This window comes from Streptomyces sp. NPDC055966 (genome assembly GCF_042269865.1).
Taxonomy (GTDB): domain Bacteria; phylum Actinomycetota; class Actinomycetes; order Streptomycetales; family Streptomycetaceae; genus Streptomyces.
This window is the reverse complement of sequence record NZ_JBHJYK010000010.1, coordinates 185,607-210,238: the sequence shown is the minus strand read 5'-3', so window position 1 is coordinate 210,238 and position 24,632 is coordinate 185,607. Positions and strand designations below refer to the sequence as shown.

At 72.1% G+C, this 24,632-nt stretch carries 22 protein-coding genes and 5 tRNA genes; 18 read left to right on the top strand and 9 right to left on the bottom strand.

From position 1 onward, the window contains the following. Positions 1-33: 33 nt before the first annotated feature. The 6 genes from ACFC8N_RS22705 to ACFC8N_RS22680 all read left to right on the top strand — a co-directional run bounded on the left by ACFC8N_RS22705 (position 34) and on the right by ACFC8N_RS22680 (position 1,329). A complete protein-coding gene (locus ACFC8N_RS22705; protein ID WP_356024647.1) occupies positions 34-777 on the top strand; it encodes an HAD family hydrolase in 744 nt (247 codons plus the stop codon). Positions 778-867: 90 nt separating this feature from the next. Beyond that, positions 868-939 (top strand) — tRNA-Gln (locus tag ACFC8N_RS22700). Positions 940-960: 21 nt separating this feature from the next. Further along, positions 961-1,033: transfer RNA gene (locus tag ACFC8N_RS22695), tRNA-Glu, on the top strand. Between the two features lie 29 nt (positions 1,034-1,062). Beyond that, positions 1,063-1,135: transfer RNA gene (locus tag ACFC8N_RS22690), tRNA-Glu, on the top strand. 21 nt (positions 1,136-1,156) lie between these two features. After that, positions 1,157-1,228, top strand: a tRNA-Gln gene (locus ACFC8N_RS22685). Between the two features lie 28 nt (positions 1,229-1,256). Beyond that, positions 1,257-1,329, top strand: a tRNA-Glu gene (locus tag ACFC8N_RS22680). A 52-nt stretch (positions 1,330-1,381) separates the two neighbouring features. Here ACFC8N_RS22680 and ACFC8N_RS22675 read toward each other — a convergent pair. After that, positions 1,382-2,026 carry a MerR family transcriptional regulator gene (locus ACFC8N_RS22675; RefSeq protein ID WP_356024645.1) on the bottom strand — a complete coding sequence of 215 codons (645 nt, stop codon included), beginning with the start codon at positions 2,024-2,026 and terminating at the stop codon, positions 1,382-1,384. 83 nt (positions 2,027-2,109) lie between these two features. Here ACFC8N_RS22675 and ACFC8N_RS22670 point away from each other — a divergent pair, with 83 nt between their 5' ends. After that, positions 2,110-2,619 (top strand): DUF4188 domain-containing protein, encoded by a 510-nt coding sequence (locus ACFC8N_RS22670; RefSeq protein WP_356024644.1) that lies wholly within the window; start codon positions 2,110-2,112, stop codon positions 2,617-2,619. A gap of 99 nt (positions 2,620-2,718) precedes the next feature. Here ACFC8N_RS22670 and ndgR read toward each other — a convergent pair whose 3' ends face one another. Next, positions 2,719-3,435 (bottom strand): IclR family transcriptional regulator NdgR, encoded by a 717-nt coding sequence (ndgR, locus tag ACFC8N_RS22665; protein ID WP_009320373.1) that lies wholly within the window; start codon positions 3,433-3,435, stop codon positions 2,719-2,721. Positions 3,436-3,644: 209 nt separating this feature from the next. Here ndgR and leuC point away from each other — a divergent pair, with 209 nt between their 5' ends. The 4 genes from leuC to ACFC8N_RS22645 all read left to right on the top strand — a co-directional run bounded on the left by leuC (position 3,645) and on the right by ACFC8N_RS22645 (position 6,956). Further along, complete coding sequence (leuC, locus tag ACFC8N_RS22660) at positions 3,645-5,072, top strand: 3-isopropylmalate dehydratase large subunit (protein WP_356024641.1); 1,428 nt, start codon at positions 3,645-3,647, stop codon at positions 5,070-5,072. Between the two features lie 5 nt (positions 5,073-5,077). Then, entirely contained in the window at positions 5,078-5,671 is a 594-nt protein-coding gene (leuD, locus tag ACFC8N_RS22655) for a 3-isopropylmalate dehydratase small subunit (RefSeq protein WP_362823226.1), read from the top strand. A gap of 267 nt (positions 5,672-5,938) precedes the next feature. Further along, a complete protein-coding gene (locus ACFC8N_RS22650; protein ID WP_356024637.1) occupies positions 5,939-6,169 on the top strand; it encodes a hypothetical protein in 231 nt (76 codons plus the stop codon). Between the two features lie 136 nt (positions 6,170-6,305). Next, a complete protein-coding gene (locus tag ACFC8N_RS22645) occupies positions 6,306-6,956 on the top strand; it encodes an HU family DNA-binding protein (RefSeq protein ID WP_356024635.1) in 651 nt (216 codons plus the stop codon). Between the two features lie 71 nt (positions 6,957-7,027). On the opposite strand, the gene ACFC8N_RS22640 is transcribed toward ACFC8N_RS22645, so the two are convergent. Both ACFC8N_RS22640 and cofC read right to left on the bottom strand, forming a co-directional pair. Then, positions 7,028-7,231 carry a hypothetical protein gene (locus tag ACFC8N_RS22640; protein WP_071379653.1) on the bottom strand — a complete coding sequence of 68 codons (204 nt, stop codon included), beginning with the start codon at positions 7,229-7,231 and terminating at the stop codon, positions 7,028-7,030. Between the two features lie 10 nt (positions 7,232-7,241). After that, positions 7,242-7,877 carry a 2-phospho-L-lactate guanylyltransferase gene (gene cofC, locus ACFC8N_RS22635; protein ID WP_376289298.1) on the bottom strand — a complete coding sequence of 212 codons (636 nt, stop codon included), beginning with the start codon at positions 7,875-7,877 and terminating at the stop codon, positions 7,242-7,244. 154 nt (positions 7,878-8,031) lie between these two features. On the opposite strand from cofC, the gene ACFC8N_RS22630 reads away from it, so the two are divergent. The 3 genes from ACFC8N_RS22630 (at position 8,032) to ACFC8N_RS22620 (ending at position 11,066) form a co-directional block, all read left to right on the top strand. Further along, positions 8,032-8,820 carry a lysophospholipid acyltransferase family protein gene (locus ACFC8N_RS22630; protein WP_356024628.1) on the top strand — a complete coding sequence of 263 codons (789 nt, stop codon included), beginning with the start codon at positions 8,032-8,034 and terminating at the stop codon, positions 8,818-8,820. Beyond that, positions 8,817-9,827, top strand: coding sequence for an NAD(P)H-dependent glycerol-3-phosphate dehydrogenase (locus ACFC8N_RS22625; protein WP_356024625.1), 1,011 nt, complete (start codon positions 8,817-8,819; stop codon positions 9,825-9,827). The genes ACFC8N_RS22630 and ACFC8N_RS22625 overlap by 4 nt, the downstream gene beginning before the upstream one ends. A gap of 81 nt (positions 9,828-9,908) precedes the next feature. Further along, positions 9,909-11,066 carry a D-alanine--D-alanine ligase family protein gene (locus ACFC8N_RS22620; RefSeq protein ID WP_362823229.1) on the top strand — a complete coding sequence of 386 codons (1,158 nt, stop codon included), beginning with the start codon at positions 9,909-9,911 and terminating at the stop codon, positions 11,064-11,066. A gap of 12 nt (positions 11,067-11,078) precedes the next feature. Here ACFC8N_RS22620 and ACFC8N_RS22615 read toward each other — a convergent pair whose 3' ends face one another. Together ACFC8N_RS22615 and ACFC8N_RS22610 are read right to left on the bottom strand one after the other, a co-directional pair. Next, positions 11,079-11,600, bottom strand: a complete 522-nt coding sequence (locus tag ACFC8N_RS22615; RefSeq protein WP_356024621.1) for a DUF3515 domain-containing protein — start codon at positions 11,598-11,600, stop codon at positions 11,079-11,081. Positions 11,601-11,620: 20 nt separating this feature from the next. Beyond that, positions 11,621-11,854, bottom strand: coding sequence for an Lrp/AsnC family transcriptional regulator (locus tag ACFC8N_RS22610; RefSeq protein ID WP_003997603.1), 234 nt, complete (start codon positions 11,852-11,854; stop codon positions 11,621-11,623). 233 nt (positions 11,855-12,087) lie between these two features. Between ACFC8N_RS22610 and ACFC8N_RS22605 the strand changes: the two genes are divergently transcribed. Next, the gene (locus ACFC8N_RS22605) at positions 12,088-13,053 is read left to right on the top strand and encodes a thiamine-phosphate kinase (RefSeq protein ID WP_356024618.1); all 966 of its coding nucleotides are present in this window, start codon (positions 12,088-12,090) and stop codon (positions 13,051-13,053) included. Continuing rightward, the gene (gene thiD, locus ACFC8N_RS22600; protein WP_362823232.1) at positions 13,050-13,841 is read left to right on the top strand and encodes a bifunctional hydroxymethylpyrimidine kinase/phosphomethylpyrimidine kinase; all 792 of its coding nucleotides are present in this window, start codon (positions 13,050-13,052) and stop codon (positions 13,839-13,841) included. Before ACFC8N_RS22605 ends, thiD begins: the two co-directional genes overlap by 4 nt. 103 nt (positions 13,842-13,944) lie before the next feature. Here thiD and rpmB read toward each other — a convergent pair whose 3' ends face one another. Further along, positions 13,945-14,130, bottom strand: coding sequence for a 50S ribosomal protein L28 (rpmB, locus tag ACFC8N_RS22595; RefSeq protein WP_004924906.1), 186 nt, complete (start codon positions 14,128-14,130; stop codon positions 13,945-13,947). A gap of 257 nt (positions 14,131-14,387) precedes the next feature. Here rpmB and ACFC8N_RS22590 point away from each other — a divergent pair, with 257 nt between their 5' ends. Continuing rightward, the gene (locus ACFC8N_RS22590) at positions 14,388-16,085 is read left to right on the top strand and encodes a DAK2 domain-containing protein (RefSeq protein WP_356024741.1); all 1,698 of its coding nucleotides are present in this window, start codon (positions 14,388-14,390) and stop codon (positions 16,083-16,085) included. A gap of 4 nt (positions 16,086-16,089) precedes the next feature. Here the strand turns inward: ACFC8N_RS22590 and ACFC8N_RS22585 are convergent, their stop codons facing one another. After that, positions 16,090-19,269 carry a tetratricopeptide repeat protein gene (locus ACFC8N_RS22585; RefSeq protein WP_376289294.1) on the bottom strand — a complete coding sequence of 1,060 codons (3,180 nt, stop codon included), beginning with the start codon at positions 19,267-19,269 and terminating at the stop codon, positions 16,090-16,092. Then, positions 19,266-21,137, bottom strand: coding sequence for an HSP90 family protein (locus ACFC8N_RS22580; protein ID WP_376289292.1), 1,872 nt, complete (start codon positions 21,135-21,137; stop codon positions 19,266-19,268). The genes ACFC8N_RS22585 and ACFC8N_RS22580 overlap by 4 nt, the downstream gene beginning before the upstream one ends. Before the next feature lie 224 nt (positions 21,138-21,361). Here ACFC8N_RS22580 and ACFC8N_RS22575 point away from each other — a divergent pair, with 224 nt between their 5' ends. Continuing rightward, complete coding sequence (locus ACFC8N_RS22575) at positions 21,362-24,598, top strand: helicase-related protein (RefSeq protein WP_376289290.1); 3,237 nt, start codon at positions 21,362-21,364, stop codon at positions 24,596-24,598. Positions 24,599-24,632 lie beyond the last annotated feature (34 nt).

Here is a 24,632-nt window from a genome sequence, read left to right as displayed (position 1 = left end):
CCTGTCGCGTTCCTCACGGGATAGGTTCGGATCATGACGATCAGAGCCGTTGTCTGGGACGTCGACGACACCCTCTTCGACTACACGACCGCGGACCGGCAGGGCATGCGGGCGCATCTGGTGGCCGAGGGGCTGTTCGACGGGTACGGCGGTGCCGAGGCGGCCCTGGCCCGGTGGCGGGAGGTCACCGACCAGCAGTGGGCGCGGTTCGCGGCGGGGGAGCGCGGCTTCCAGGACCAGCGGCGCGACCGCGTGCGTGTGTTCCTCGCCGCGGACCTGACCGACGACGAGGCCGACGCCTGGTTCCAGCGGTACATAGGGCACTACGAGGCCGCCTGGAGCCTCTTCCCGGACGTCCTGCCCGCCCTGGAGGCCCTCTCGGCCAGTCACCGGCACGCGGTGCTGTCCAACTCCAGCATCACGGTCCAGGAGCACAAGCTGCGCACCCTCGGCATCCGCGACCGCTTCGAGGCCGTCCTGTGCGCCGCCGAGCTGGGCGTCTCCAAGCCGGAGCCCGGGGCCTTCCGCGCGGCCTGCGAGGCTCTCGCGCTGCCCCCGCACGAGGTGGCGTACGTCGGCGACCACCCGGAGATCGACGGACGGGGCGCCGCCGAGGCCGGGCTGGTGTCGGTGTGGATCGACCGCGGCGGGGCCGCTGAGCGGCCGGCCGGCGAAGCGGTCGGGCACGGCGCCGTCCACCGGATCACGACCCTCGCCGAACTCCCCGCGCTCGTCCGCGCGGATACCCGTTTTGGAGCCCCGTCCACCTTCGGGTAATGTTCTTCCTGCGCCGAGGGGAGCGGGCCGAAAGGCCGGAGCCCCGAGGAGCAAACTAGAACGAGAACCCCACAGGGGGTTGAGTTCCAGTGGCCTATGGTGTAATTGGCAGCACGACTGATTCTGGTTCAGTTAGTCTTGGTTCGAGTCCAGGTAGGCCAGCTCGCAGAGCTCATCTGCAAAGCCCCCGTTGTGTAGCGGCCTAGCACGCTGCCCTCTCAAGGCAGTAGCGCCGGTTCGAATCCGGTCGGGGGTACTGATCTCGATCTCGTCGGGATCGCTAGGGCCCCCGTTGTGTAGCGGCCTAGCACGCCGCCCTCTCAAGGCGGTAGCGCCGGTTCGAATCCGGTCGGGGGTACTGACTGGTCTAAACCATCATTGGTCTATGGTGTAATTGGCAGCACGACTGATTCTGGTTCAGTTAGTCTTGGTTCGAGTCCAGGTAGACCAGCTCGGACCTGCGGAAACGCAGTGTCCACGCCCCCGTTGTGTAGCGGCCTAGCACGCCGCCCTCTCAAGGCGGTAGCGCCGGTTCGAATCCGGTCGGGGGTACAGGAGAAGGCCCTTCGCTTCGGCGGAGGGCCTTCGTCGTGTCCGACGCCGGCTACTCGAAGCCGTACCGCCGCGCCGTCTCCTCCTCCTGGGCCAGCCGGTGCAGCGCCTGCAGTACCGGCTCGTTGAGGACCGCCCCCAGGATCGCGAACTCGACCCGCTCCGCCTGCGACGGATACGCCTCCATGTTGTCCAGGTCGAGGACGGCTGTCCGGTACATCAACTCGGCGTACGGCACGAGCAGTTCGGCGCCGAAGGTGTAGCCGATCCGGCGGAACGCGGCCACCGCCACCACCAGCGAGCGGTACGCGGGCGAGAGGGTCGTGAGCTGCTTGGCGTTCGTCCAGCCGAGCTGCTCCAGGAGCGCTCCGACCTCCCGGTGCGCGGCCTGGACGTACTCGTCCTCCGCGTCCGGCTCCGGCACCTGCGGCAGCGCCCACAGTGCCGCGCCCAGGCGGATCGTGCGGGGCAGGGAGTCGTCGTCCACGTGCCCGAGCACCTCGCGCACCTTCGCCACCGGCACCCGGCCCACCTGGATCATCGCCCGCACCAGCCGCAGCCGGCGCAGATGCTCCTCGTCGTACTCGGCCGTCGTGGCGTTGATCTGGCGGCCCGGCGGCAACAGCCCTTCGCGCAGGTAGTACTTGATCGTCGCCGTGGACACACCGCTCTGTTCGCTCAGTTCGGCCAGCCGCATCTCTTGCGCTCCTTCTCGGATAACGGCACTATCCAAGCATTGCTACTTGGATAGCTTCGCTCACCAATGAAGGGGGAGTGGTCATGGTGAACCGAACGACCGCTGACGCGAAGGGCGAGGTCGTCGTCCTGCTGATCGGCATGCGGATCAACCGCTTCTGGGCGGTGCACCTCTGGCTGCCGGTGATGCTCGCGATGCTCCGCATGCTGCGGGATCTGCGGAAGGAACCCGAGCGCGGCCTGCTCAGCCACGTCCTGCTGACGGCCTCGCCGCGGACGTACTACGTCGTGCAGTACTGGGAGTCCAAGGACCGGCTGTACGCCTACGCGACGGCTTCGGACGCCTTCCATCACAAGGCCTGGGCGCGCCTCAACCGCAAGGAGCGGGACGGGAAGCTGCGCGGGCAGGTCGGCATCTGGCACGAGTCGTACGTCGTGCCCGAGGGGTCGTACGAGGCGATCTACGGCGACATGCCCGCGTTCGGGCTGGCCGCGGCGCACGGGCAGGTCCCGCTGGAGCGGCGGGGCCGGTACGCGAAGGACCGGTTCGCCTACCGGTCGAAGGGGGTGCCGGTCGCGGAGAAGACCGGCTGACCGGGGGGATCGGGGGATCGGGGGATCGGGGAGGGCTTGCCGCGGCGTTGAGGCAGGCCCTCCCCGGCGTCCCCGGACGTGTCCCCGGGCGGCGCCTGCTCAGCCCGAGCGGCGCAGGGCCTCGGAGAGGCGGGCGGCGGCGTCGATGACCGCCTGGGCGTGCATCCGGCCGGGATGGCGCGTCAGGCGCTCGATCGGGCCCGAGACGGACACGGCGGCCACCACGCGGTTGGAGGGGCCGCGCACGGGCGCGGAGACGGACGCGACGCCCGGCTCGCGCTCGCCGATGGACTGGGCCCAGCCGCGGCGCCGTACGCCCGACAGGGCCGTCGCCGTGAAGCGGGCGCCCTGCAGGCCCCGGTGCAGCCGCTCGGGCTCCTCCCAGGCCATGAGGATCTGCGCCGAGGAGCCGGCCTTCATCGTGAGCGTGGAGCCCACCGGAACGGTGTCCCGAAGGCCGGACAGCCGTTCCGCCGCGGCCACGCAGATGCGCATGTCACCCTGGCGCCGGTAGAGCTGCGCGCTCTCGCCCGTGACGTCGCGGAGGTGGGTGAGCACGGGGCCGGCCGTGGCGAGCAGGCGGTCCTCGCCGGCCGCCGCCGCCAGTTCCGCGAGGCGCGGGCCGAGAATGAAACGGCCCTGCATGTCGCGTGCCACCATGCGGTGGTGTTCCAGGGCCACGGCCAGGCGGTGGGCCGTGGGTCGTGCCAGTCCGGTGGCCCCGACCAGACCCGCGAGGGTGGCCGGACCGGACTCCAGAGCGCTCAGGACGAGGGCCGCCTTGTCCAGAACGCCGACGCCGCTACTGTTGTCCATGCAACGATACTCATGTCTCACTCTGTGAAACGCAAGTTCAATTTTCCGTGGAACGCGCCACTCTGGAAACACACAGGCGGCCCGCGGACCAACGGGCCCGGTGGCGGACGCCCGGAATCACGACGTTCAGGGGCCCTCGCAAGGGCAGCCGCCGCATCCTCAGGATCTCTAGTTGGGCCGGCGCACGTCTGCCGGCCGGAGGGAAAGCGATGGGTAGGACACTCGCGGAGAAGGTCTGGGACGACCACGTCGTCCGGCGCGCCGAGGGCGAGCCCGACCTCCTCTACATCGATCTGCACCTCCTGCACGAGGTGACCAGCCCGCAGGCCTTCGACGGGCTGCGCAAGAGCGGTCGCCAGGTGCGCCGTCTCGACCTCACCATCGCGACCGAGGATCACAACACCCCGACCCTCGACATCGACAAGCCCATCGCGGACCCCGTCTCCCGTGCCCAGCTGGAGACGCTGCGCAAGAACTGCGCCGAGTTCGGGGTGCGGCTGCACCCGCTGGGCGACGTCGAGCAGGGCGTCGTGCACGTCGTCGGCCCGCAGCTCGGTCTGACGCAGCCCGGTACGACCGTCGTCTGCGGCGACTCGCACACCTCCACGCACGGTGCCTTCGGCGCGCTGGCGTTCGGCATCGGCACCTCCCAGGTCGAGCACGTGCTGGCCACCCAGACGCTGCCGCTGGCCCGCCCGAAGACCATGGCGATCACGGTCGAGGGCGAACTGCCCGAGGGCGTCACCGCCAAGGACCTGATCCTGGCGATCATCGCCAGGATCGGCACGGGCGGCGGCCAGGGCTACATCCTGGAGTACCGCGGCTCCGCCATCGAGAAGCTCTCGATGGAGGCCCGGATGACCATCTGCAACATGTCGATCGAGGCCGGCGCCCGCGCGGGCATGATCGCCCCCGACGAGACCACCTTCGCGTACCTCAAGGGCCGCGCCCACGCACCCGAGGGCGCGGACTGGGACGCCGCCGTCGCGTACTGGAAGACCCTGCGCACCGACGACGACGCGGTCTTCGACGCCGAGGTCGTCATCGACGCCGCCGAGCTGTCGCCGTTCGTCACCTGGGGCACCAACCCCGGCCAGGGCGCGCCGCTTTCGGCCGACGTCCCCGACCCGGCTTCGTACGAAGACGCTTCGGAGCGCCTCGCCGCCGAAAAGGCCCTGGAATACATGGGGTTGGAGGCCGGCCAGCCGCTGCGCTCCATCGAGGTGGACACCGTCTTCGTAGGCTCCTGCACCAACGGCCGCATCGAGGACCTGCGTGCCGCCGCCGAGCTCCTCAAGGGCCGCAAAGTCGCCGACGGCGTACGGATGCTGGTCGTCCCGGGCTCCGCGCGGGTGGGTCTCCAGGCCGTCTCCGAGGGCCTGGACGTGGTCTTCAAGGAGGCCGGCGCCGAATGGCGGCACGCGGGCTGTTCGATGTGCCTCGGCATGAACCCCGACCAGCTGGCCCCGGGTGAGCGCTCCGCGTCCACCTCCAACCGCAACTTCGAGGGCCGGCAGGGCAAGGGCGGCCGTACGCACCTGGTGTCGCCGCAGGTCGCGGCCGCGACCGCCGTCCTGGGCCACCTCGCCTCGCCCGCCGACCTGTCCGCCGACACCCCCGCGCCCGCTGGAGTCTGAGAACCATGGAAGCCTTCACCACCCACACCGGCCGGGCCGTCCCGCTGCGCCGCGGCAACGTCGACACCGACCAGATCATCCCTGCTCACTGGCTCAAGAAGGTGACCCGGGACGGGTTCGAGGACGGGCTGTTCGAGGCCTGGCGCAAGGACCCCGAGTTCGTGCTCAACCGTCCCGAGCGGCAGGGCGCGACCGTCCTGGTCGCCGGTCCCGACTTCGGCACCGGCTCCTCCCGCGAGCACGCTGTCTGGGCCCTGCAGAACTACGGCTTCAAGACCGTGATCTCGTCCCGTTTCGCGGACATCTTCCGGGGCAACTCGCTGAAGAACGGCCTGCTCACGGTGGTTCTGGACCAGAAGGTCGTGGACGCGCTGTGGGAGCTCGTCGAGTCGGACCCGCAGGCCGAGATCACCGTCGACCTGGAGAACCGTGAGGTGCGCGCCGAGGGCGTCACCGCCTCCTTCGAGCTGGACGAGAACTCCCGCTGGCGCCTGCTGAACGGCCTGGACGACATCTCCATCACGCTCCGGAACGACGCCGACATCGCCGCCTACGAGGCCAAGCGGCCGACCTACAAGCCGCGCACGCTCCAGGCCTGATCGCCGGCCCTGATCCCCAGGGCTGATTTCGGCCACCGCAACACCCCGCCTGTACCCCCGATCGCCACGATTGGGGGTACAGCCATGTCTGCACCCGATCGGACCTGCGCACCTCTTACGCTGTCCTCAACTTGCCACGTTAGGAAGGCTGTTGGCCGGGTAGGCGAGTGCAATGATCGCAGCCTCCGCAAGTGCCTGGAAGGCCATTTGAGGCGGCAGTTACACCCTGCGCAGGCGACAACTCGCCCCAGATGGCACAATCTGTGCATGGGACACGACGGCCAACTCCAGCTCTATACGGCGGTCGCGAACCAGCTCAAGGAAGCGCATGCAAGGGTGCGCGCACTGCAAGTCCCGGAGGGCGTACGGATGGCGCTGACCCGGAAGCTGCTGGTCATTACGGCCGCGGCCAAGCACGATCTCGCCGCTGCGGCAAGGCGGCTCGAGCGGTTCAACGCGGACCTCGACGCGGGGCGGATCCCCGAAGAGGACCACTGAGCAGCTTGGGAGCGCCGAATCCGTTGCGGCACAAGGGTGATAAGCCCGTTTCGTGTTTGATTTGCGGTATATATCTGCCTAACGTGCGAAAAAGCTTGAACACTTTCGTTCTGGCGATGTCTCCGAAGGGGAAGACGTGAACAAGGCGCAGCTCGTAGAAGCGATTGCCGACAAGATGGGTGGCCGCCAGCAGGCGGCCGAGGCTGTCGATCATGTCCTGGACGCCATCGTCCGCGCGGTCGTCGCGGGCGAGCGGGTCTCGGTCACCGGCTTCGGGTCCTTCGAGAAGGTGGACCGCCCCGCCCGCTACGCCCGCAACCCCCAGACGGGCGAGCGGGTTCGGGTCAAGAAGACCTCCGTGCCGCGCTTCCGCGCGGGCCAGGGCTTCAAGGACCTGGTGAGCGGCTCGAAGAAGCTCCCGCGCGGCGGCGAGGTCGCCGTGAAGAAGGCGCCCAAGGGCAGCCTGACCGGCGGCACGGCGATCAAGAAGGCCGCGGCGAAGAAGGCCACCAAGGCGGCCGCGAAGAAGGTCACGGCGAAGAAGACGACCGCCAAGAAGACGACGGCGGCGGCGAAGAAGACGACGGCCGCGGCGAAGAAGGTCACGGCGAAGAAGACGACCGCCAAGAAGACCACGGCGGCGGCGAAGAAGACCACCGCCGCCGCGAAGAAGACCGCCGCCAAGAAGGCCCCGGCCAAGAAGGTCACCGCGAAGAAGGCGCCGGCCAAGAAGTCGACGGCTCGCAAGACCACGGCGAAGAAGACCACCGCGCGCAAGGCGTCGTAAGGTCTCCAGGGCACTCACGCGCCGGGCCGGACTCCCCAGGGGAGCCCGGCCCGCGGCGTGTGCGGGGACGGTTACAGCGTCTGCAGCGTGACGAGCGTGATCCGCAGGGCGTCCCCGCGGCCCTCGGTCTCGATCCGCACCCGCTGCCCGGGCCGCAGCAGCCGCAGCCCGCCGGCGTCGAACGCCGCGGTGTCGTACGGCACGGGGGTGCCGTCGTCGAGCAGCACCTGTCCGCTGCGGGTCTCGGGGTCGTAGGTGTATGCGGTGGCCTGCATGGAGTTCAGCCTACGGGGCGCTCAGCAGGCCCGCCGCGGCGGCAGCTGTGTACGGGCCCACCCCCAGGGCCAGCGCCGCGCGCAGATCGTCCCCGGTGTCCACGTCCTGTCGCACCGAATCCACCCCGGCCGGCGTGAGTTCCCGCGCGCCCGAGGCCCGGTGGCGGTTGCGGGAATCGATGCCGAACGCCGGCTGCAATTCCTGTTCCGGCCCCGCCGCCAGCAGTGTCGTGCCGATAGCCGCCGCATCCGCGAGAAAGGCACGGGGGAATTCCGCGGCGGCGTCCAGTACCCGCGCCAGTTCCCGCGGGCGCAGTGCCGGCAGATCGGCGTTCAGGGCCGCCACGGCCGCTCCGGGGCGAATCGCGCGTACCGCCGCCGCACCGTGCGCCAGGGCGGCGTTCAGGCCGTCCGCGGGGGTGTCCGGGACGATCCGCGCGCCCAGCGCCGCCAGTTCCCGTCCGGCCCGCTCGTCGTCCGTGACGACCGCCACACCCGCGACGGCCGCGCACGCCAGCGCCGCGGCAACCGTGTCCTGCGCGAACGCGAGGGCCAGCCCCGGGCGAACTCCGTCCGCGGCCGTGTCCGAGAGCCTGCTCTTGGCCCGCACCAGGGGCTTCAGCGGGATGACCAAGGTCCACTGCACCGGCGTACCGTCCCTCTCTTGTCGCGCTCATTGTCACCCGCTGTATCCGAGGACACGCAGGGCGGGGCGTACGGTGTTCTCGACAGACCGGCGGCCCGGGGCGACACTTGTGCGGCCCCCCGCCGAGGTGGCATGCCTAGAGGAAGGTGTCCTTGTGCCCCGCCGCAGAATCGGCTTCTGGTACCGCTTCGCCGCGGTGATCTGCAAACCGCCGCTGGTGGTTCTGATCAAGCGTGACTGGCGCGGAATGGAGCACATTCCGGCCGAGGGCGGATTTATCACCGCGGTGAACCACAATTCCCACGTGGACCCCTTCGCGTACGCGCACTATCAGTACAACACCGGAAGGGTTCCGCGATTCCTGGCGAAGAGCGGCCTTTTCAAGACGGGATTCATCGGCGCCGCCATGCGCGGTACCGGGCAGATTCCCGTCTATCGCGAGTCCACCGACGCGCTCAGCGCCTTCCGGGCCGCGATCGACGCCGTGGAGCGCGGCGAGTGCGTCGCCTTCTACCCCGAGGGCACCCTCACCCGCGACCCGAACGGCTGGCCCATGACCGGCAAGACGGGCGCCGCGCGCGTGGCCCTGCAGACCAAGTGCCCGGTCATCCCGGTCGCCCAGTGGGGCGTCAACGAACTGCTGCCGCCGTACGCCAAGAAGCCGAACCTCCTCCCGCGCAAGACCCATCACGTGCTCGCGGGCCCGCCCGTGGACCTCTCGCGCTTCTACGACAAGGAGATGACCCCGGACCTGCTGAAGGAGGCCACCGAGGTCATCATGGCGGCCGTCACGCGCCAGCTGGAGGAGATCCGCGGCGAGAAGGCGCCCGAGACGGCCTACGACCCGCGCCGCGAGCGGATCGAGCAGCGGCGCCGCACACAGGCGCAGGCACAGACCGAAGCACACACGCAGGGCAAGGAACCGGAGGGGCAGGGCAAGTGAGCAAGGCGGTAAAGGCGGCGGTCATGGGCACCGGCTCATGGGGCACCGCCTTCGGCATGGTCCTCGCCGACGCGGGCTGCGAGGTGACCCTGTGGGCCCGCCGCCCGGCGCTGGCCGAGGCGGTCAACTCGACCCGGACGAACCCCGACTACCTGCCCGGAGTCGAACTCCCGGAGAACCTGCGGGCCACCGCCGACGCGGCCGAGGCCCTGCGGGACGCGGACTTCACGGTCCTCGCGATCCCCTCCCAGACGATGCGCGAGAACCTCGCCGAGTGGACCCCGCTGCTCGCCCCGGGCACCGTGCTCGTGTCCCTCATGAAGGGCGTCGAACTCGGCTCCGCCATGCGGATGAGCGAGGTCGTCGAGGACGTCGCCAAGGTCGGCGCCGAGCGCATCGCCGTCGTCACCGGGCCCAACCTGGCCCGGGAGATCGCCGCCCGCATGCCGGCCGCCGCCGTGGTCGCCTGCGCCGACGAGGCCGTCGCCCGGCGCCTCCAGGCCGCCTGCCACACGCCGTACTTCCGGCCGTACACCGAGACCGACGTGGTGGGCTGCGAGCTCGGCGGCGCCGTGAAGAACGTCATCGGGCTCGCCGTCGGCATCGCGGACGGCATGGGGCTCGGCGACAACGCCAAGGGCTCGCTGATCACGCGCGGCCTCGCCGAGACCGCGCGGCTCGGGGTGGCGCTCGGCGCCGACCCGCTGACCTTCGCCGGCCTCGCGGGCCTCGGCGACCTGGTGGCCACCTGCTCCTCGCCGCTGTCCCGCAACCACACCTTCGGCACCAACCTCGGCAAGGGCATGACCCTCCAGGAGACCATCGCGGTCACCAAGCAGACCGCCGAGGGCGTCAAGTCCTGCGAGTCCGTGCTGGATCTGGCCCGCCGGCACGGTGTCGACATGCCGATCACCGAGACGGTCGTCGCCATCGTGCACGAGGGCAAGTCGCCCGTGGTCGCCGTCAAGGAGCTGATGTCGCGCAGCGCGAAGCCCGAACGACGCTGAGCGAACGCGCCCGTCTCTGTTCGTTCCCGGGCGGAGTCGACGCTGTATCCGGGCTCTACCACCGGGTACTCTCAACCCGATATGAGCACCGAGAACCTTCCCCAGAGCCCTGAGCAGCCGTCGCGCAAGCCGCGCGTGGCCGTCGTGTTCGGCGGGCGCAGCTCCGAACACGGGATCTCCGTGGTCACCGCCGGCGCCGTCCTCAAGGCCATCGACCGGACCAAGTACGACGTCCTGCCGATCGGCATCACCCGGGACGGCCGGTGGGCCCTCACCGCCGACGAACCGGAGCGGATGGCCATCACCGACCGCCGCACCCCCGACGTCGAGGAGCTGGCGGAGTCGCACGAGGGCGGCGTGGTGCTCCCCGTCGACCCCGCGAACCGCGAAGTCGTCTACAGCGAGCCCGGCTCCGTGCCCAAGGCTCTGGGCGAGGTCGACGTGGTCTTCCCGGTGCTGCACGGCCCCTACGGCGAGGACGGCACCCTTCAGGGCCTCCTGGAGCTGTCCGGCGTGCCGTACGTGGGCGCCGGCGTGCTCGCCTCGGCCGTCGGCCAGGACAAGGAGTACATGAAGCGGATCTTCACCTCCTTCGGGCTCAAGGTCGGCCCCTACGTGGTGATCCGCCCCCGTGAGTGGGCGCAGGACGAGTCCGCCGCCCGGAAGAAGATCGTCGACTTCGCGGGCGAGCACGGCTGGCCGCTGTTCGTGAAGCCCGCGCGCGCGGGTTCCTCGATCGGCATCACCAAGGTCGACGACCTGTCCGGCCTGGACGAGGCGATCGCCACCGCCCAGCAGCACGACCCGAAGATCCTCGTCGAGGCCGCCCTGCGGGGCCGCGAGATCGAGTGCGGCGTCCTGGAGTTCGAGGACGGCCCGCGCGCCTCCGTACCGGCCGAGATCCCGCCGCCGGACACGCACGCGTACTACGACTTCGAGGCCAAGTACATCGACTCCACGCCCGGCATCGTCCCGGCGCCGCTCACCGACGCGGAGACCGCCGAGGTGCGGCGGCTCGCGGTCGAGGCGTTCGAGGCCGCCTCCTGCGAGGGGCTGGTCCGCGCGGACTTCTTCCTCACCGAGGACGGCGAGTTCGTGATCAACGAGATCAACACCCTGCCCGGCTTCACGCCGATCTCGATGTACCCGCAGATGTGGCAGGCCACGGGCGTCGGCTACCCCGAGCTGATCGACCGCCTGGTGCAGGCCGCGCTGCGCCGCCCGACCGGGCTGCGCTGAGCAGCTCGCAGTTCACCCGCGCATGGAGGCGATCCCGACCGGGATCGCCTTCTTCACAGCCGGCGCGATGTCCGTGAGCACCGCCGTGCCCTCGTCCTGCGCGGACATCCCCTTGGGCAGGCCGATCTGCACATAGGCCACGCGGTTGGCCGTCGTGAACCGCCAGGTCCCGTCGCCCTGCTTCTCCATCAGCCAGTCGACGCCGTTCACCCCGCCCGCGATCGCGTCCGGGTCGCCCCCTTCCGCCACCTTCGGATCGACCATCTTCGGCGGCCGTACGACACCGCAGCGCAGTATGATCGCCGGGCTTCCCCAGCCCGCCGTGTAGGCGGACCGGGGTGCGGGGTCGTCACGGCTCCGTCCGTCGAGCTTCTGCGGCAGCACCTTGTGCAGGTCCCGGCACACCGGGGCCGTCTTCGCGTCGGGGGTGGGAACCGCCACCGAGGCGCTGTCGTCTGCCGAGGAACAGCCCGCGACCGCGATCAGCAGCGCGGGCGCGAGCAGGCCGAGGGGCCGGTGACGGAAGATGTTCACCGGCCAAGCGTAGACGGGGGCTACAGATGCACGACCGGACAGGTCAGGGTGCGCGTGATGCCGTCCACTTGCTGGACTTTCGCGACCACCATCCGGCCGAGGTCGTCGACCGTGTCGGCCTGGGCGCGCACGATGACATCGTACGGACCCGTCACGTCCTCGGCCTGGATCACTCCAGGGATCTTGCTGATCGTCTCGGCGACGGTCGACGCCTTGCCGACCTCCGTCTGGATCAGGATGTACGCCTGTACCACGGAACCTCCAGGGCGGCCACGAGGATCATGTGGGGAAAAGGAACGCCACGGTATCGCGTCGCCGCTCCCCGAGGGGAGACCTGCGGGAACCGGGCTTGCGCGCCAGGGTGCAGGCGCGACGGAGGTTGACGGTCGACCTCGACCGGGCGACGGTCATCTCGACCGTATCGGGGACACTGATGTCGCGCGACTGGGCACGACCAGCGACCAGGGACAGAAGGGGAGCAAGGGAAATGAAGGGCACTGTTGGTGAGCTCGGGGAGTTCGGGCTCATCAGGGAGCTCACCTCCCGTCTCACCACCACCCCGGCGGTCCGGATCGGCCCCGGCGACGACGCCGCGGTGGTCGCCGCGCCCGACCGGCGCGTGGTGGCGAGCACCGACATCCTGCTGGAGGGGCGGCACTTCCGCCGCGACTGGTCCACGGCCTACGACGTGGGACGCAAGGCGGCGGCCCAGAACCTCGCCGACATCGCCGCCATGGGCGCCGTGCCGACCGCGCTGCTGCTCGGCCTGGTCGTGCCCGCCGAACTCCCGGTGACCTGGCCGAGCGAGCTGATGGACGGCCTGCGCGACGAGTGCCAGGTCGCGGGCGCCTCGGTGGTCGGCGGGGACGTCGTACGCGGCGACACGATCATGGTGTCGATCACCGCGCTCGGCGATCTGCGCAACCAGGAGCCCGTCACGCGCGCGGGAGCCCAGCCCGGCGACCTGGTGGCCGTCACGGGCTGGCTGGGCTGGTCCGCGGCCGGTTACGCGGTCCTCTCGCGCGGCTTCCGCTCCCCGCGCGCCTTCGTCGAGGCCCACCGCCGCCCCGAGCCGCCGTACCACGCGGGCCCGGCGGCCGCCCGGCTCGGCGCGTCCGCGATGTGCGACGTGAGCGACGGGCTGATCGCCGACCTCGGGCACATCGCCGAGGCCAGCAAGGTACGTATCGACATCCGCTCCGGCGCGATCGACATCCCGACCCAGATGAACGACATCGGTCAGGCCGTCGGCGTCGACCCGCTCCAGTGGGTGCTGAGCGGGGGAGAGGACCACGCGATCGTCGCGACCTTCCCGCCGGACACCAAGCTGCCGGCCCGCTGGAAGGTCATCGGAGAGGTCCTCAACCCCTCCGCGCTGCCCCAGGTGACCGTCGACGGGGCGCCCTGGACCAGCAAGGGCGGCTGGGACCACTTCGGGGACATCGAGTCGTGATCCCGCGCGTACTGACGGTGGCCGGTTCCGACTCCGGCGGCGGCGCGGGCATCCAGGCCGACCTGAAGACGATGCTGGCGCTCGGCGTGCACGGCATGAGCGTGATCACGGCCGTGACCGCGCAGAACTCGCTGGGCGTGCAGGGCGCCTGGGAGCTGCCGGTGGCGGCGGTGCGGGCCCAGTACCGCAGCGTCGTGGACGACATCGGCGTCCAGGCCGTGAAGACCGGCATGCTGTCCTCGGCGGAACTGGTCGAGACGGTCGCCGAGTTGATCTTGGGCACGGACGCCCCGGCCGTGGTCGACCCGGTCGGCGTCTCCAAGCACGGCGACCCGCTGCTGGCCGCGTCCGCGCTGGACTCCGTGCGCACGAAACTGCTCCCGGCGGCCACCGTGGCGACCCCGAACCTCGACGAGGTGGCCCAACTCACAGGCGTGCGCGTCGAGTCGGAGGACGATCTGCGCCGGGCCGCGGCGGCCGTGCTGGAGTACGGGCCGCGCTGGGTGCTGATCAAGGGCGGGCATCTGGCCGGAGACGCCGTCGACCTGCTCACGGACGGCTCGGCGGAGCACTGGCTGCGGGCGCCCCGCCACGACAACCGGCATACGCACGGCACGGGCTGCACGCTGGCCTCCGCCATCGCGTCGGGCCTGGCGAAGGGGCAGGGCGTGCCGGAGGCCGTCGTGGCGGCCAAGGAGTACGTCACGGGGGCCATCGCCGCCGGGTTCGCGCTCGGGGCCGGGATCGGGCCGGTGGACCACGGCTGGCGGTTCAGGTCGCCCGAGTGACCTCGCGAGTACGGCAAGCGTGAGTACGGCAAAAAGCCGGCCCACCGTGAGGTGGACCGGCTCAGTGCAGCGAACCAGCAGTGGCCGCGCGCTTAGCTGTGCGTCAGCGCGAGACCTTGCCGGCCTTGATGCACGAGGTGCAAGCGTTCACGCGCTTCGGCGTCCCGCCGACCACGGTACGCACACGCTGGATGTTCGGGTTCCAGCGGCGGGGCGTACGGCGGTGCGAGTGCGAGATGTTGTTGCCGAAGCCCGGCCCCTTGCCGCAGACGTCGCAGTTGGCAGCCACGGGTCACTCCAAAGACTTCAGATGCACTTACGGATAATCCCGGCATGCCGGGATCGAGATCGTACGACCTGAATCTGAGTGGCGTTGCCAGGGGAACGGCCCGATGTGGATCGGGCAACCGGAGCAGCATACAACGACTGCGTCCGTACAACGAAACTACCATGGCAGCTCAGGCCCCCGCCCCCGGCCCTCTTCCGCCGGACACCGGCCCGGGGTCTACGCTGCGTCCCACGTACGGCCGGCTCAAGGAGGCGCAGGTGGCGCAGGTGCCGCAGACATTCTTCGATGCTCTCGCGGTGCGCACCTGGTGCGGTCTGGCGCTCGGCGCACTCGGCCGGGCACGCGAGGAGATCGACGCGATCAACGTCTACCCCGTGGCCGACGGGGACACCGGCACGAACCTCTACCTCACCCTGGAATCGGCGGCCACGGCCGTGGAGGCCGTCTTCGCCGGGTACGAGACGGGCTCCGGGCCCGGACCCGGTCCGGGCGCCGGGGAGCCGTCCCTCGCGGACGCCGTGCACGCGATGGCCCACGGCGCGCTCATCGGGGCCCAGGGCAACTCCGGGACGATCCTCGCGCAGCTGCTGCGGGGGATGGCCCAGGTGCTCGCGCGGGACGACGAGGCCGCTCGCGTCGACGGCGCCGGGCTGGGACGGGCGCTGCGGCAGGCCGCCGACTCCGCCCGGCAGGCCGTCGCCCACCCGGTCGAGGGCACCGTACTGACGGTCGCCTCGGCCGCCGCCGACGCCGCGGAGGGGGCCGAGGGCGACTGCGGGGCGGTCGCGTGGTCGGCCTACGAGGGCGCGCGGGCGGCCCTGGCGGCCACTCCGGGCCAGCTGGCGGTGCTGGGCCGGGCCGGGGTGGTCGACGCGGGCGGACGCGGCCTCGTGGCGGTCCTCGGCGCGCTCGTGGAGGCGTTCACGGGGGAGGCGGTACCGGACGTGCCGGGGGCCCCTGCCGCTCCTCAGGGGCACGCGCGCGTAACGGCCGTTTCCGAGGCGGGGCCGTGCGACGACGGGCCCGGCGCGGACGGGCCCGCCTACGAGGTGATCTACCTGCTGGAGGCCGGGAACGGCGCCGTCGCCCGGCTCCGGGAACGGCTCGACGCGCTCGGCGACTCCCTGGTCGTGGTCGGCGGCGACGGGCTGTGGAACGTCCACGTGCACGTCGACGACGCCGGTGCCGCCGTGGAGGCGGGCGTGGAGGCCGGACGGCCGTACCGGATCCGGATCACGCACTTCGGGCTCGGGGACGCGCACACCGGGCGCGGCCGGCCGCCACGCGAGCGCGTGCAGCGGGCCGTCGTCGCCGTCGTGCCCGGCGAGGGCCTGGCCGGGCTGTACGCCGAGGCCGGCGCGACCACCGTCCTCGCGCGCCCCGGGGAGCCGCCCGCCAGCGGGGAGCTGGTGCAGGCCCTTCGGCGGGCCCACGCGCGCGAGGTCGTCCTGCTGCCCAACGACGCCGAGCTGCGCCACACGGCCGCCGCGGCCGCCGAGCAGGCCCGCACCGAGGGCATCCGCGTGGCCCTGATCCCGACCCGCTCGGCGGTCCAGGGCATCGCCGCGCTCGCCGTGCACGAGCAGGGACGCCGCTTCGACGAGGACGTGGTCCAGATGACCTCGGCGGCGGGCGCCACCCGCTATGCCGAGGTGGCCGTCGCCGAGCACGAGTCCTGGACGACGGCCGGCATCTGCCAGGCCGGGGACGTCCTCGGACTCATCGACGGCGACGTGGCGGTGATCGGCGCCGACGTCACCGCCACCGCCGTCACCGTCCTCGACCGCATGCTCCAGGCGGGCGGCGAGCTGGTCACCCTCGTCGTCGGCGACGAGGCCCCCGAGACCGTCGCCCAGCACCTCCAGGCCCGCGTCCGGGAGTCCTACCTCGCCGTCGACACCGTGGTGTACCGGGGCGGCCGGCAGGGCGCGCTGCTGCTCATCGGTGTGGAGTGAGGGTTCACCGTTCCAGCTCCAGCAGCTGCGCGGCCTCCGCCCGCCGCTCCCGCACCGTCTCGTCCCCGGCGTCCTGGTCGGCGTTCTCGTAGGCTTCGAGCACCGCACGCGCGCGTGCGGCCGCCGCGGCGGGCCGGCCGAGGTCGGCCTCCAGCCAGCCCGCGGCGAGTTCGGCACCGGTACGGCTGGCCAGCCCGTCCGCGCCGAGCGCGCCGAACAGCGTTGCCGCCCGGTCCATCTGCGCCAGCGCGGCCTCGAACACCCCCTGGATCACACTGTCTTCGACCTCCTCGGCCTCCTCGGTCGCCGAGCGGGCCAGCAGATCGCCGAACTGGCGGTGCGTGGCGCCCAGTTCGGCGGTGAGCTGCTCCCGTACCACCGGATCCGCCGCGGCCTCCAGCGCGCCCTCGCAGGTGCGCACCGCCTGCGCCATCAGCTCCCGCGCACCCCGCGCGCCGGACTCCGCGCGCAGCGCCAGCCACGCGCGGGCGCGCAGCGAACGCACGAGGAAGTGCGGGTTGCCCAGCGCCCGCCACAGCTCGCCCGCGCGCGTGTACGCCTGCTCCGCCTCGTCCAGCAGCCCGGCGTTGCCCAGGGACTCGGCGGCGAGATGGGCGAGCGTGGCGTGGTCCTGCTGCTCGGGCCAGTGCCGGGCGAACTCGGCGGCCCGCAGCCGGCGTTCGGCGGCCCCCTGGTGATCGCCCAGCTCGCTCAGACAGTCGCCGAGCCACCACAACGCCTGGACGACGGGCCCGTCGCCGTGCGTCTCGGCGGACAGGTCCGCCAGGGCCGACTCCAGCACCTCGGCGGCCTCCGCGCAGCGGCCCCGGCGCAGCAGGAAACCGCCCAGCTGCTGGCGCGCCCAGGCGCCGAGCGTGCCGCTCTCGCCCGCCTCGTCGGCCCAGTGCGCGGCCTGGAGTGCCTGCTCGGCGGCCTCGACGACATCGCCGCGCCCGCCGACGACCTCGGCGAGCTGGAGATGCAGCTGGGCCCGCCCGACCGGCTCCACGTAAGCCCCGCCGTGCTCCAGCGCGGACCGCAGCGCGCGCTCGGCCGCGTCCGCGTCACCGGCCTGATGGGCGAGGGCGGCGACCTGTACCTCGTACTCCACGGCGAACCACGGCAGGCCGGCGTCGACATAGGCGGCGGCCGCCTCGCGGAACAACGCCGCCGCTTGCCCGGCGTCCCCGCGCACCCCCGCCAGCTCGGCCAGCATCGCCCTCGCCTCCGCGGCCCGCGCGGCCAGCCGCACATCGTCCGCCCCCCGCCCGTCCACGAGCGCGAGCACCTCCCGCACAGCCCGCTCGGCCCGCGCCACGGCATCACCGCGCGCAGCTGCACCGGGCCCACCCGCACCGGCCTCCTCGGACGCCGGACCGTCCGATGCCAGTTCTCCGGGCGCCGATCCCTCGGGCCCCGGCCGGCCGGGTGCTTGCCGCTCGGCCGTGGGCCCGCGCGAGCCGGTCTCTTCGGACGCCGGGCCGCTCGGATCGGCCTCTGCGGGCGCGGGCCCGTCCGACGCGGCTTCGGCCTCTTGGCGTGCGGTCTCCTCGAACACCGCTCCCTCGTGTACGCCCCGCATCAGGATCCGTGCCCGGCTCATCGCCACCGAGGCCGTCTGCCGCAGACCGGTGCCCTCCTCGGCGTACAGGGCGAGGATCTCGTCGTACAGGGCCGTGACGGAGGTCAGGGCGGCCGTCACCTCGCCCGTCAGGGCGCGGACGTAGGCGCCACGCGCGCGTGCGCCCAGTGCCTCGCCGGGGTCGCCCGCCTCCGCGTACAGCTCCGCCGCCCGTGCGAACAGCGCGACGCCCTCGGGGCCGCGGGCCATCGCCTCGTGGTCGGTGATCTCCGCGCGGGCCCGCGGCTCCAGCTCCGCGCCCCGCGCCGCCTCCGCGACCGCCGCCCAGGCCTCCAGGGCGTGCGGGCGCAGCGTCTCCGACAGGCGCCGGGCCTCGGCGAGCAGGGCGGGCAGGCCGGGTGCCGCCGCCGTCCCGGAGGGCGCGGCAGGTGCCACCGGCGCCGCTGCGGTGCGGGGCGTACGGACGCCCAGCGGGAGCCGGTCAGCGAGCGGCCGCTGGGCCATACGCGCGCGTGCCCGGTCGCCGACGTACGCCGTGCCGTTGCGCCGGTCGAACCGCTCGGCCAGCGCCAGCGCCTCCGCGCGCGCGTGGACCGCGAGTTCGCCCGCGGTCCAGGTCCGCCCGGCCGGCCCCGGCACCCGCCGGTCGCCGAGGCCCAGCTCGGTCAGCCGGTCCATGAGCAGCGCCACCACGGCCATGAAGTCCAGCAGGCTGCGCGGATGCCCGGTGTCGGTGAAGTACGCCGGCCGCTCGGCGAGCAGCTCCAGACCGCGCGCCTCGTTGCCGCTCAGCGCGCAGAACTCCACATGGTCGGCGTACGCACCCCGCATCGACTCCATCGGGCGTACGAGACGAAAGCCCCGCAGGTGATGCGCCCGGGCCTCGTCCACGCGGCCCAGGCGCAGCAGCGGGGCCAGGGAGGACGCCAGCACGGTGTGCGGTTCGTGCGCGCACGCGAACTCGCCCTCCAGCACCGGCCGCCACAGCTCCAGGGCCTCCTCGTCCCGGCCGAGCGTCACCTGCCATTCACCCTGCCCGTGCAGCTCGCACGCGTGGCAGTCGGCCATCTCGTCCCGGTCGGCGGCCAGCCACGCGGCGTACGCCCGCTCCGCGCGCGCGTGGTCGCCGACGTGCGCGGCCACGCTGAACTCCGCGCTGCGCACGGCCCGTTCGGAGTGCCCGGCGAGCCGGTAGCGGTGCGCCATCTCGCCGAGCCACTTCTCGATGGAGGCGAGCGGCACGTGCGGCTGGTCGAGCATGCCCGCCGACATCCACTTGAAGACCCAGTGCAGCGAGTGCGCCTCGTACGCGTCGAAGTCCTCCGGCCGTTCGTCCCACATGCGCAGCAGCCGCGCGAACGGGACGAACATCTTGTCCTTCTCGGAGCTGTAGTTGTAGACCTTCAGCTGGTGTCCGAGCGCCTCGATCACGGCGAGCGGGACGTCCAGCCGCTCGGCGTCGGCCAGCAGCCGCTCCGCGCGCGCGTTGCGGGCGGGCCCCTCCGGCTGCTCGGAGTTCTCCGCCATCGCCCGGCGCAGCGCGTCGAAGTCCGTGGCCCCCTCGCTCCCGCCGGTCCCGTGCGTGCCGTCGATTCCGCTCATCGGTGATCGTCCTCTCCCCGAGCCCCCTGAGCGGACTCTCCGTGCGTGGCCCATTCCAGGAGGCCGAGGAACGCCCGGTTGAGCAGCGCCGAGTCGGCCGGCCGCAGCGGGCGCTGTGCCATCAGCAGGGCCTGCCCGTACAGCGACTCGGTGGCGGTGCCGATCAGTTCCGGGTCCGCCAGCGAACCGATGCGCCGCACCAGCGGGTTGAGATGGTTGAGCACCAGACGCGCGCGCGGGGCGCTGCCGCGCAGCGAGCCCAGGATGCCCGCCCACAGGTCGTCGGCCCGCTCCTCGGCGTCCGCGCGCGCCTGCTCGTGCCGGGCGCCCCGGTCGTCCAGGTGCAGCGCGGGCACGGACAGGGGGTGGAAGGCCCGCAGCACGACGTCGCAGCCCAGCGGGTCGAGCTTGGCCCGCGCGGCCGCCAGGAAGCCCGACAGCGCCAGTTCCTCGGCCGGGTCCACGGAGTCCAGGTGCGCGGTCACGGTGTCCGCGTCCAGCTCGGCGACCACCGTCCCCGGCCGCACCGACGGCAGCGCCTCGACCAGCTCGCTGTCGTACGTGTAGCCGCCGTTGACGACGCCCACACCCTGCGCGGACGCGATCGGCGCGACCTGCCGGTACTCCTCGACGGTCCGCGTGAAGTGCACCACCGGGTGGCGCTGCGCGAACTCCTCCAGGGACAGCTGCCCGTCGGTCGTCTCGAACGGCAGCCACGGCAGCATCGTGCGCAGCATCCCGGCATCGTGCCGGGCCAGGGACTTGACCCCCAGGTGGTGCACGGCGAGGAAGGCCCGCAGCCGCTCCGGATCACCGGCGGCGAGCCCCGTGAGCCAGGAGCGGATCCGGTCGCCGAGCGCGTCGCGGACCGCGGCCAGCGTCTCGTCCTCGTACAGCGACTCGCGCGAGGCCGTGGGCCGCAGGCTGTCGGTGTCCAGCACACAGCGCACGAAGAACGCCCAGTCCGGCAGCACCTGTTCGGCCCGCTCGGTCAGCAGCATGCCCTTGAGATGCACCCGGTGCCGTGCCCGCTGGGCCGGTCCGACCGAGGCCGGCAGCACGTACGCCACCCCGCGGATCCCGGCCAGCGGCACGTCCAGGTCGATCGAGTCCAGCGGCGCGAACCCGAACAGCTCCCGACAGTGCCGGGCCAGCGCCACCCTTCGGCCCGCCGGGCTCGGATACGGCCGGTCCCAGGGCGCGGGCAGCTCGGTGACCGGCTCCTCGCCGACCCGGACGTCGTACGGCAGCAGCGAGCCGAAGTCCCGGGCCAGGGCCAGGACCCGCTCGGGCGCGAGCCACTCGGCGGCGCCCGGACGCGCGGTCAGGTACACGGTGGTGCCCGGCTCGGGCCGCGCCGCGCCGTCCAGCGTGCGCACGGTGTACGACCCGTCGTCGCGCGCCGTCCACTCGACCGGCGGCGCGTCGGGCGTACGGGCGCTGCGGCTGACCACGCGGATCCGCTCGGCGACCACGAAGCAGGCGAGCAGCCCGATGCCGAACTGGCCGAGGAAGCCGGAGCGCGCCTCCCGCAGGCCCTCGGCCCGCTTGGAACTGCGCCCGATGGTGGCCAGCAGCTCGTGCACGTCCGCCTCGGTGAGCCCGATGCCGCTGTCCTCGACGCGCAGCCCGCCGTCCGCCGGGTGCAGCCGGACCAGCGCCGGGGCGTCCGGCTGCTCGGCCCGCCGCGCGGTGACCGCGTCGACCGCGTTCTGCAGCAGCTCGCGCAGATAGACCTTGGGGCTGGAGTAGAGGTGATGGGAGAGCAGGTCCACCAGACCGCGCAGGTCGACCTGGAACGTGTGAGGCGGGTGAGGTTGGTGGGGTGACCGGGATGCCTGGGATGACTGTGAGGTCTGGGATTCCATCGTCACTGCGCCGGAGGGGGGACGCGTGCGGCGCGGGGTCGGGCGGTCCCGGATGGGGCGGTGACCGCGGAAAGGGGGCCGGAGCGCGCCATCCTAGGGCCGGATCAGCGCACCTGACCAGGGCTTTCCCTGATTTTGACGGCGCGGCGGGACGAATGCGCAGGGCAGCGCGCACGGCGGCCGGGCCGGGCGGTGCTACGGCATTGTCAGTGCCGTGGTGTGCAATGGATCTCGTGCCCGCACTGGAAGAGCCCCTGAAGCAGCCCCTGAAGTCAGTGCTCGGCCCCGCCACCGCGAAGGTGATGGCCGAGCACCTCGGCCTGGACACCGTCGGCGACCTCCTGCACCACTACCCGCGCAGATACGAGGAGCGCGGCCAGCTCACCCACCTCGCCGACCTCCCCATGGACGAGCACGTCACGGTGGTCGCCCAGGTCGCCGACGCCCGGCTGCACACGTTCGCCTCCGCCAGGGCGCCGCGCGGCAAGGGCCAGCGCCTGGAGGTCACGATCACCGACGGCAGCGGCCGCCTCCAGCTGGTCTTCTTCGGCAACGGCGTGCACAAGCCGCACAAGGAGCTGCTGCCGGGCACGCGCGCGATGTTCGCCGGCAAGGTCTCCGTCTTCAACCGCCGCCTCCAACTGGCCCATCCCGCCTACGAACTGCTGCGCGGCGACAGCGAGGAAACGGTCGAGAGCTGGGCCGGCGCCCTGATCCCGATCTACCCGGCCACCGCCAAGCTGGAGTCCTGGAAGATCGGCAAGGCGGTCCAGACGGTGCTGCCCGCCGCCCAGGAGGCCGTCGACCCGCTGCCGGGCCCGCTCCTCGAAGGCCGCGGCCTGCTCCCGCTCCCCGAGGCACTGCTCAAGATCCACCGCCCGCACACCAAGGCGGACATCGCCGACGCCCGCGCCCGGCTCAAGTGGGACGAGGCCTTCGTCCTCCAGGTGGCCCTGGCCCGCCGCCGCCACGCGGACGCCCAGCTCCCGGCCGTCCCCCGCAGGCCCCGGCCCGACGGCCTCCTCACGGCCTTCGACGACCGCCTCCCCTTCACCCTCACCGAGGGCCAGCAGAAGGTCTCCCGCGAGATCTTCGACGACCTCGCCACGGAACACCCGATGCACCGCCTGCTCCAGGGCGAGGTGGGATCGGGGAAGGCCCAGCCACTGGACTCGCTCGTCCTGACGCCCAGGGGGTTCAGGCGGATGGGAGACATGAGGGAGGGCGACGAGGTCATCGTGCCCGACGGAGATGTCGCCCTGGTCGACGGGGTCTTCCCACAGGGAGAGCGCGGAGTGTGGCGCATGGTGTTGTCCGACGGGAGCTCCGTGGAATGCGATGACGAGCACCTCTGGATCGTCGGCACGAGGTGCGGGTGGCAGCGCGGTCAGCCGCCGAAGGTGATGACCGCGAGGGAAATCCGGCACGACCTGTTCGAAGCCGACGGCTCGTCGAAGTGGTACATCCCGGTGGCCACGCCGGTGGACCTCGGCGACGACTCGGGACTCCCGCTGGACCCGTATCTGTTCGGACTCCTCCTGGGCGGTGGTTCGTTCCGGCACGACCTGCGCCTGTCCACCGAGGACGCGGAGATCCACGACGCCGTCGCGGCTTCCGTGGCTCCGGACTGCCGCCTCGTGGCGGTCCAGGGCTCCCGGTGCGACTACACGATCCAGCTGTCGCAGCGCGCGGGCGGCGTCCGGAACCCGGTGATCCAGGTCCTGCGTGACCTCGGTCTCTGGGGCCTGGCGTCCCACGACAGGTTCATCCCCGACGACTTCAAGAACGCGTCGATCAAGAATCGGCTCGCTCTCCTGCAAGGGCTGCTGGACACGGATGGCACGATTCACCGGGACGGGATGAGCATCTCCCTGTGTTCGGCCTCGCGCAGGCTCGCGGATGACGTCGCCTGGATCGTGCGGTCCTTGGGCGGCCGGGCGCGGGTGCTGCCGAAGGGATCCGCCTTCAACGTCTCGGTCGCGCTGCCCGACGAGTTCGCCCCCTTCCGGCTCACACACAAGGCGGAGCGCGTGCGGCCACGTCCGGAACACAACACCTTCAGGCGTGGCATCCGGGCGGTGGAGTATGTGGGCCGGAAACCGGTCCAGTGCATCAGCGTCGCGCACTCCAGTCACGCGTACGTCACCGACCACTTCTCGGTGACCCACAACACCATGGTCGCCCTGCGCGCCATGCTCGCCGTCGTCGACGCGGGCGGGCAGGCGGCCATGCTCGCGCCCACCGAGGTGCTCGCCCAGCAGCACCACCGGTCGATCACGGAGATGATGGGCGAGCTGGCCGAGGGCGGCATGCTGGGCGGCGCCGAGCAGGCCACCAAGGTCGTCCTGCTCACCGGCTCCATGGGCGCCGCCGCCCGCCGCCAGGCGCTGCTCGATCTGGTCACCGCCGAGGCCGGCATCGTCATCGGCACGCACGCGCTCATCGAGGACAAGGTCCAGTTCCACGACCTGGGCCTGGTCGTGGTCGACGAACAGCACCGCTTCGGCGTCGAACAGCGCGACGCCCTGCGCGGCAAGGGCAAGCAGCCGCCCCACCTCCTCGTCATGACGGCCACCCCCATCCCGCGCACGGTCGCCATGACCGTCTTCGGCGACCTGGAGACCTCGGTCCTCGACCAGCTCCCGGCCGGCCGCTCACCCATCGCCAGCCATGTCGTCCCGGCCGCCGACAAGCCCCACTTCCTCGCCCGCGCCTGGGAGCGGGTCCGAGAGGAGGTGGCGAACGGCCACCAGGCGTACGTCGTCTGCCCCCGCATCGGCGACGACATCGACGAGGCCGACGCCAAGAAGGCCAAGAAACCGTCCCCCGAGGACGAGGCGGAGAAGCGCCCGCCGCTCGCGGTCCTCGACGTGGCCGACCAGCTGGCCAAGGGCCCACTCCAGGGGCTCACGGTCGAGGTGCTGCACGGCCGTATGCACCCCGACGACAAGGACGCGGTCATGCGCCGCTTCGCGGCCGGCGACACCGACGTCCTGGTGGCCACCACGGTCATCGAGGTCGGCGTCAACGTCCCCAACGCCACGGCCATGGTCATCATGGACGCCGACCGCTTCGGCGTCTCCCAGCTCCACCAGCTCCGCGGCCGCGTCGGCCGCGGCTCGGCCCCCGGCCTGTGCCTGCTGGTCACCGAGATGCCCGAGGCGAGCGCGGCCCGCCAGCGGTTGAACGCGGTCGCCGCCACGCTCGACGGCTTCGAGCTCTCCCGCATCGACCTCGAACAGCGCCGCGAGGGCGACGTCCTCGGCCAGGCCCAGTCCGGCGCCCGCAGCAGCCTGCGCGTCCTCGCCGTCATCGAGGACGAGGAGGTCATCGCGGAGGCGAGACAGGAGGCGACGGCGGTGGTGAGCGCGGACCCGGAGCTGGAGCACCTGCCGGGCCTGCGGACGGCGCTGGCCGCCCTGCTGGACGACGAGAGGGAGCAGTACTTGGAAAAGGGCTGAAGCGGCCTGCCACACTGAATCCGTCACCACCCCC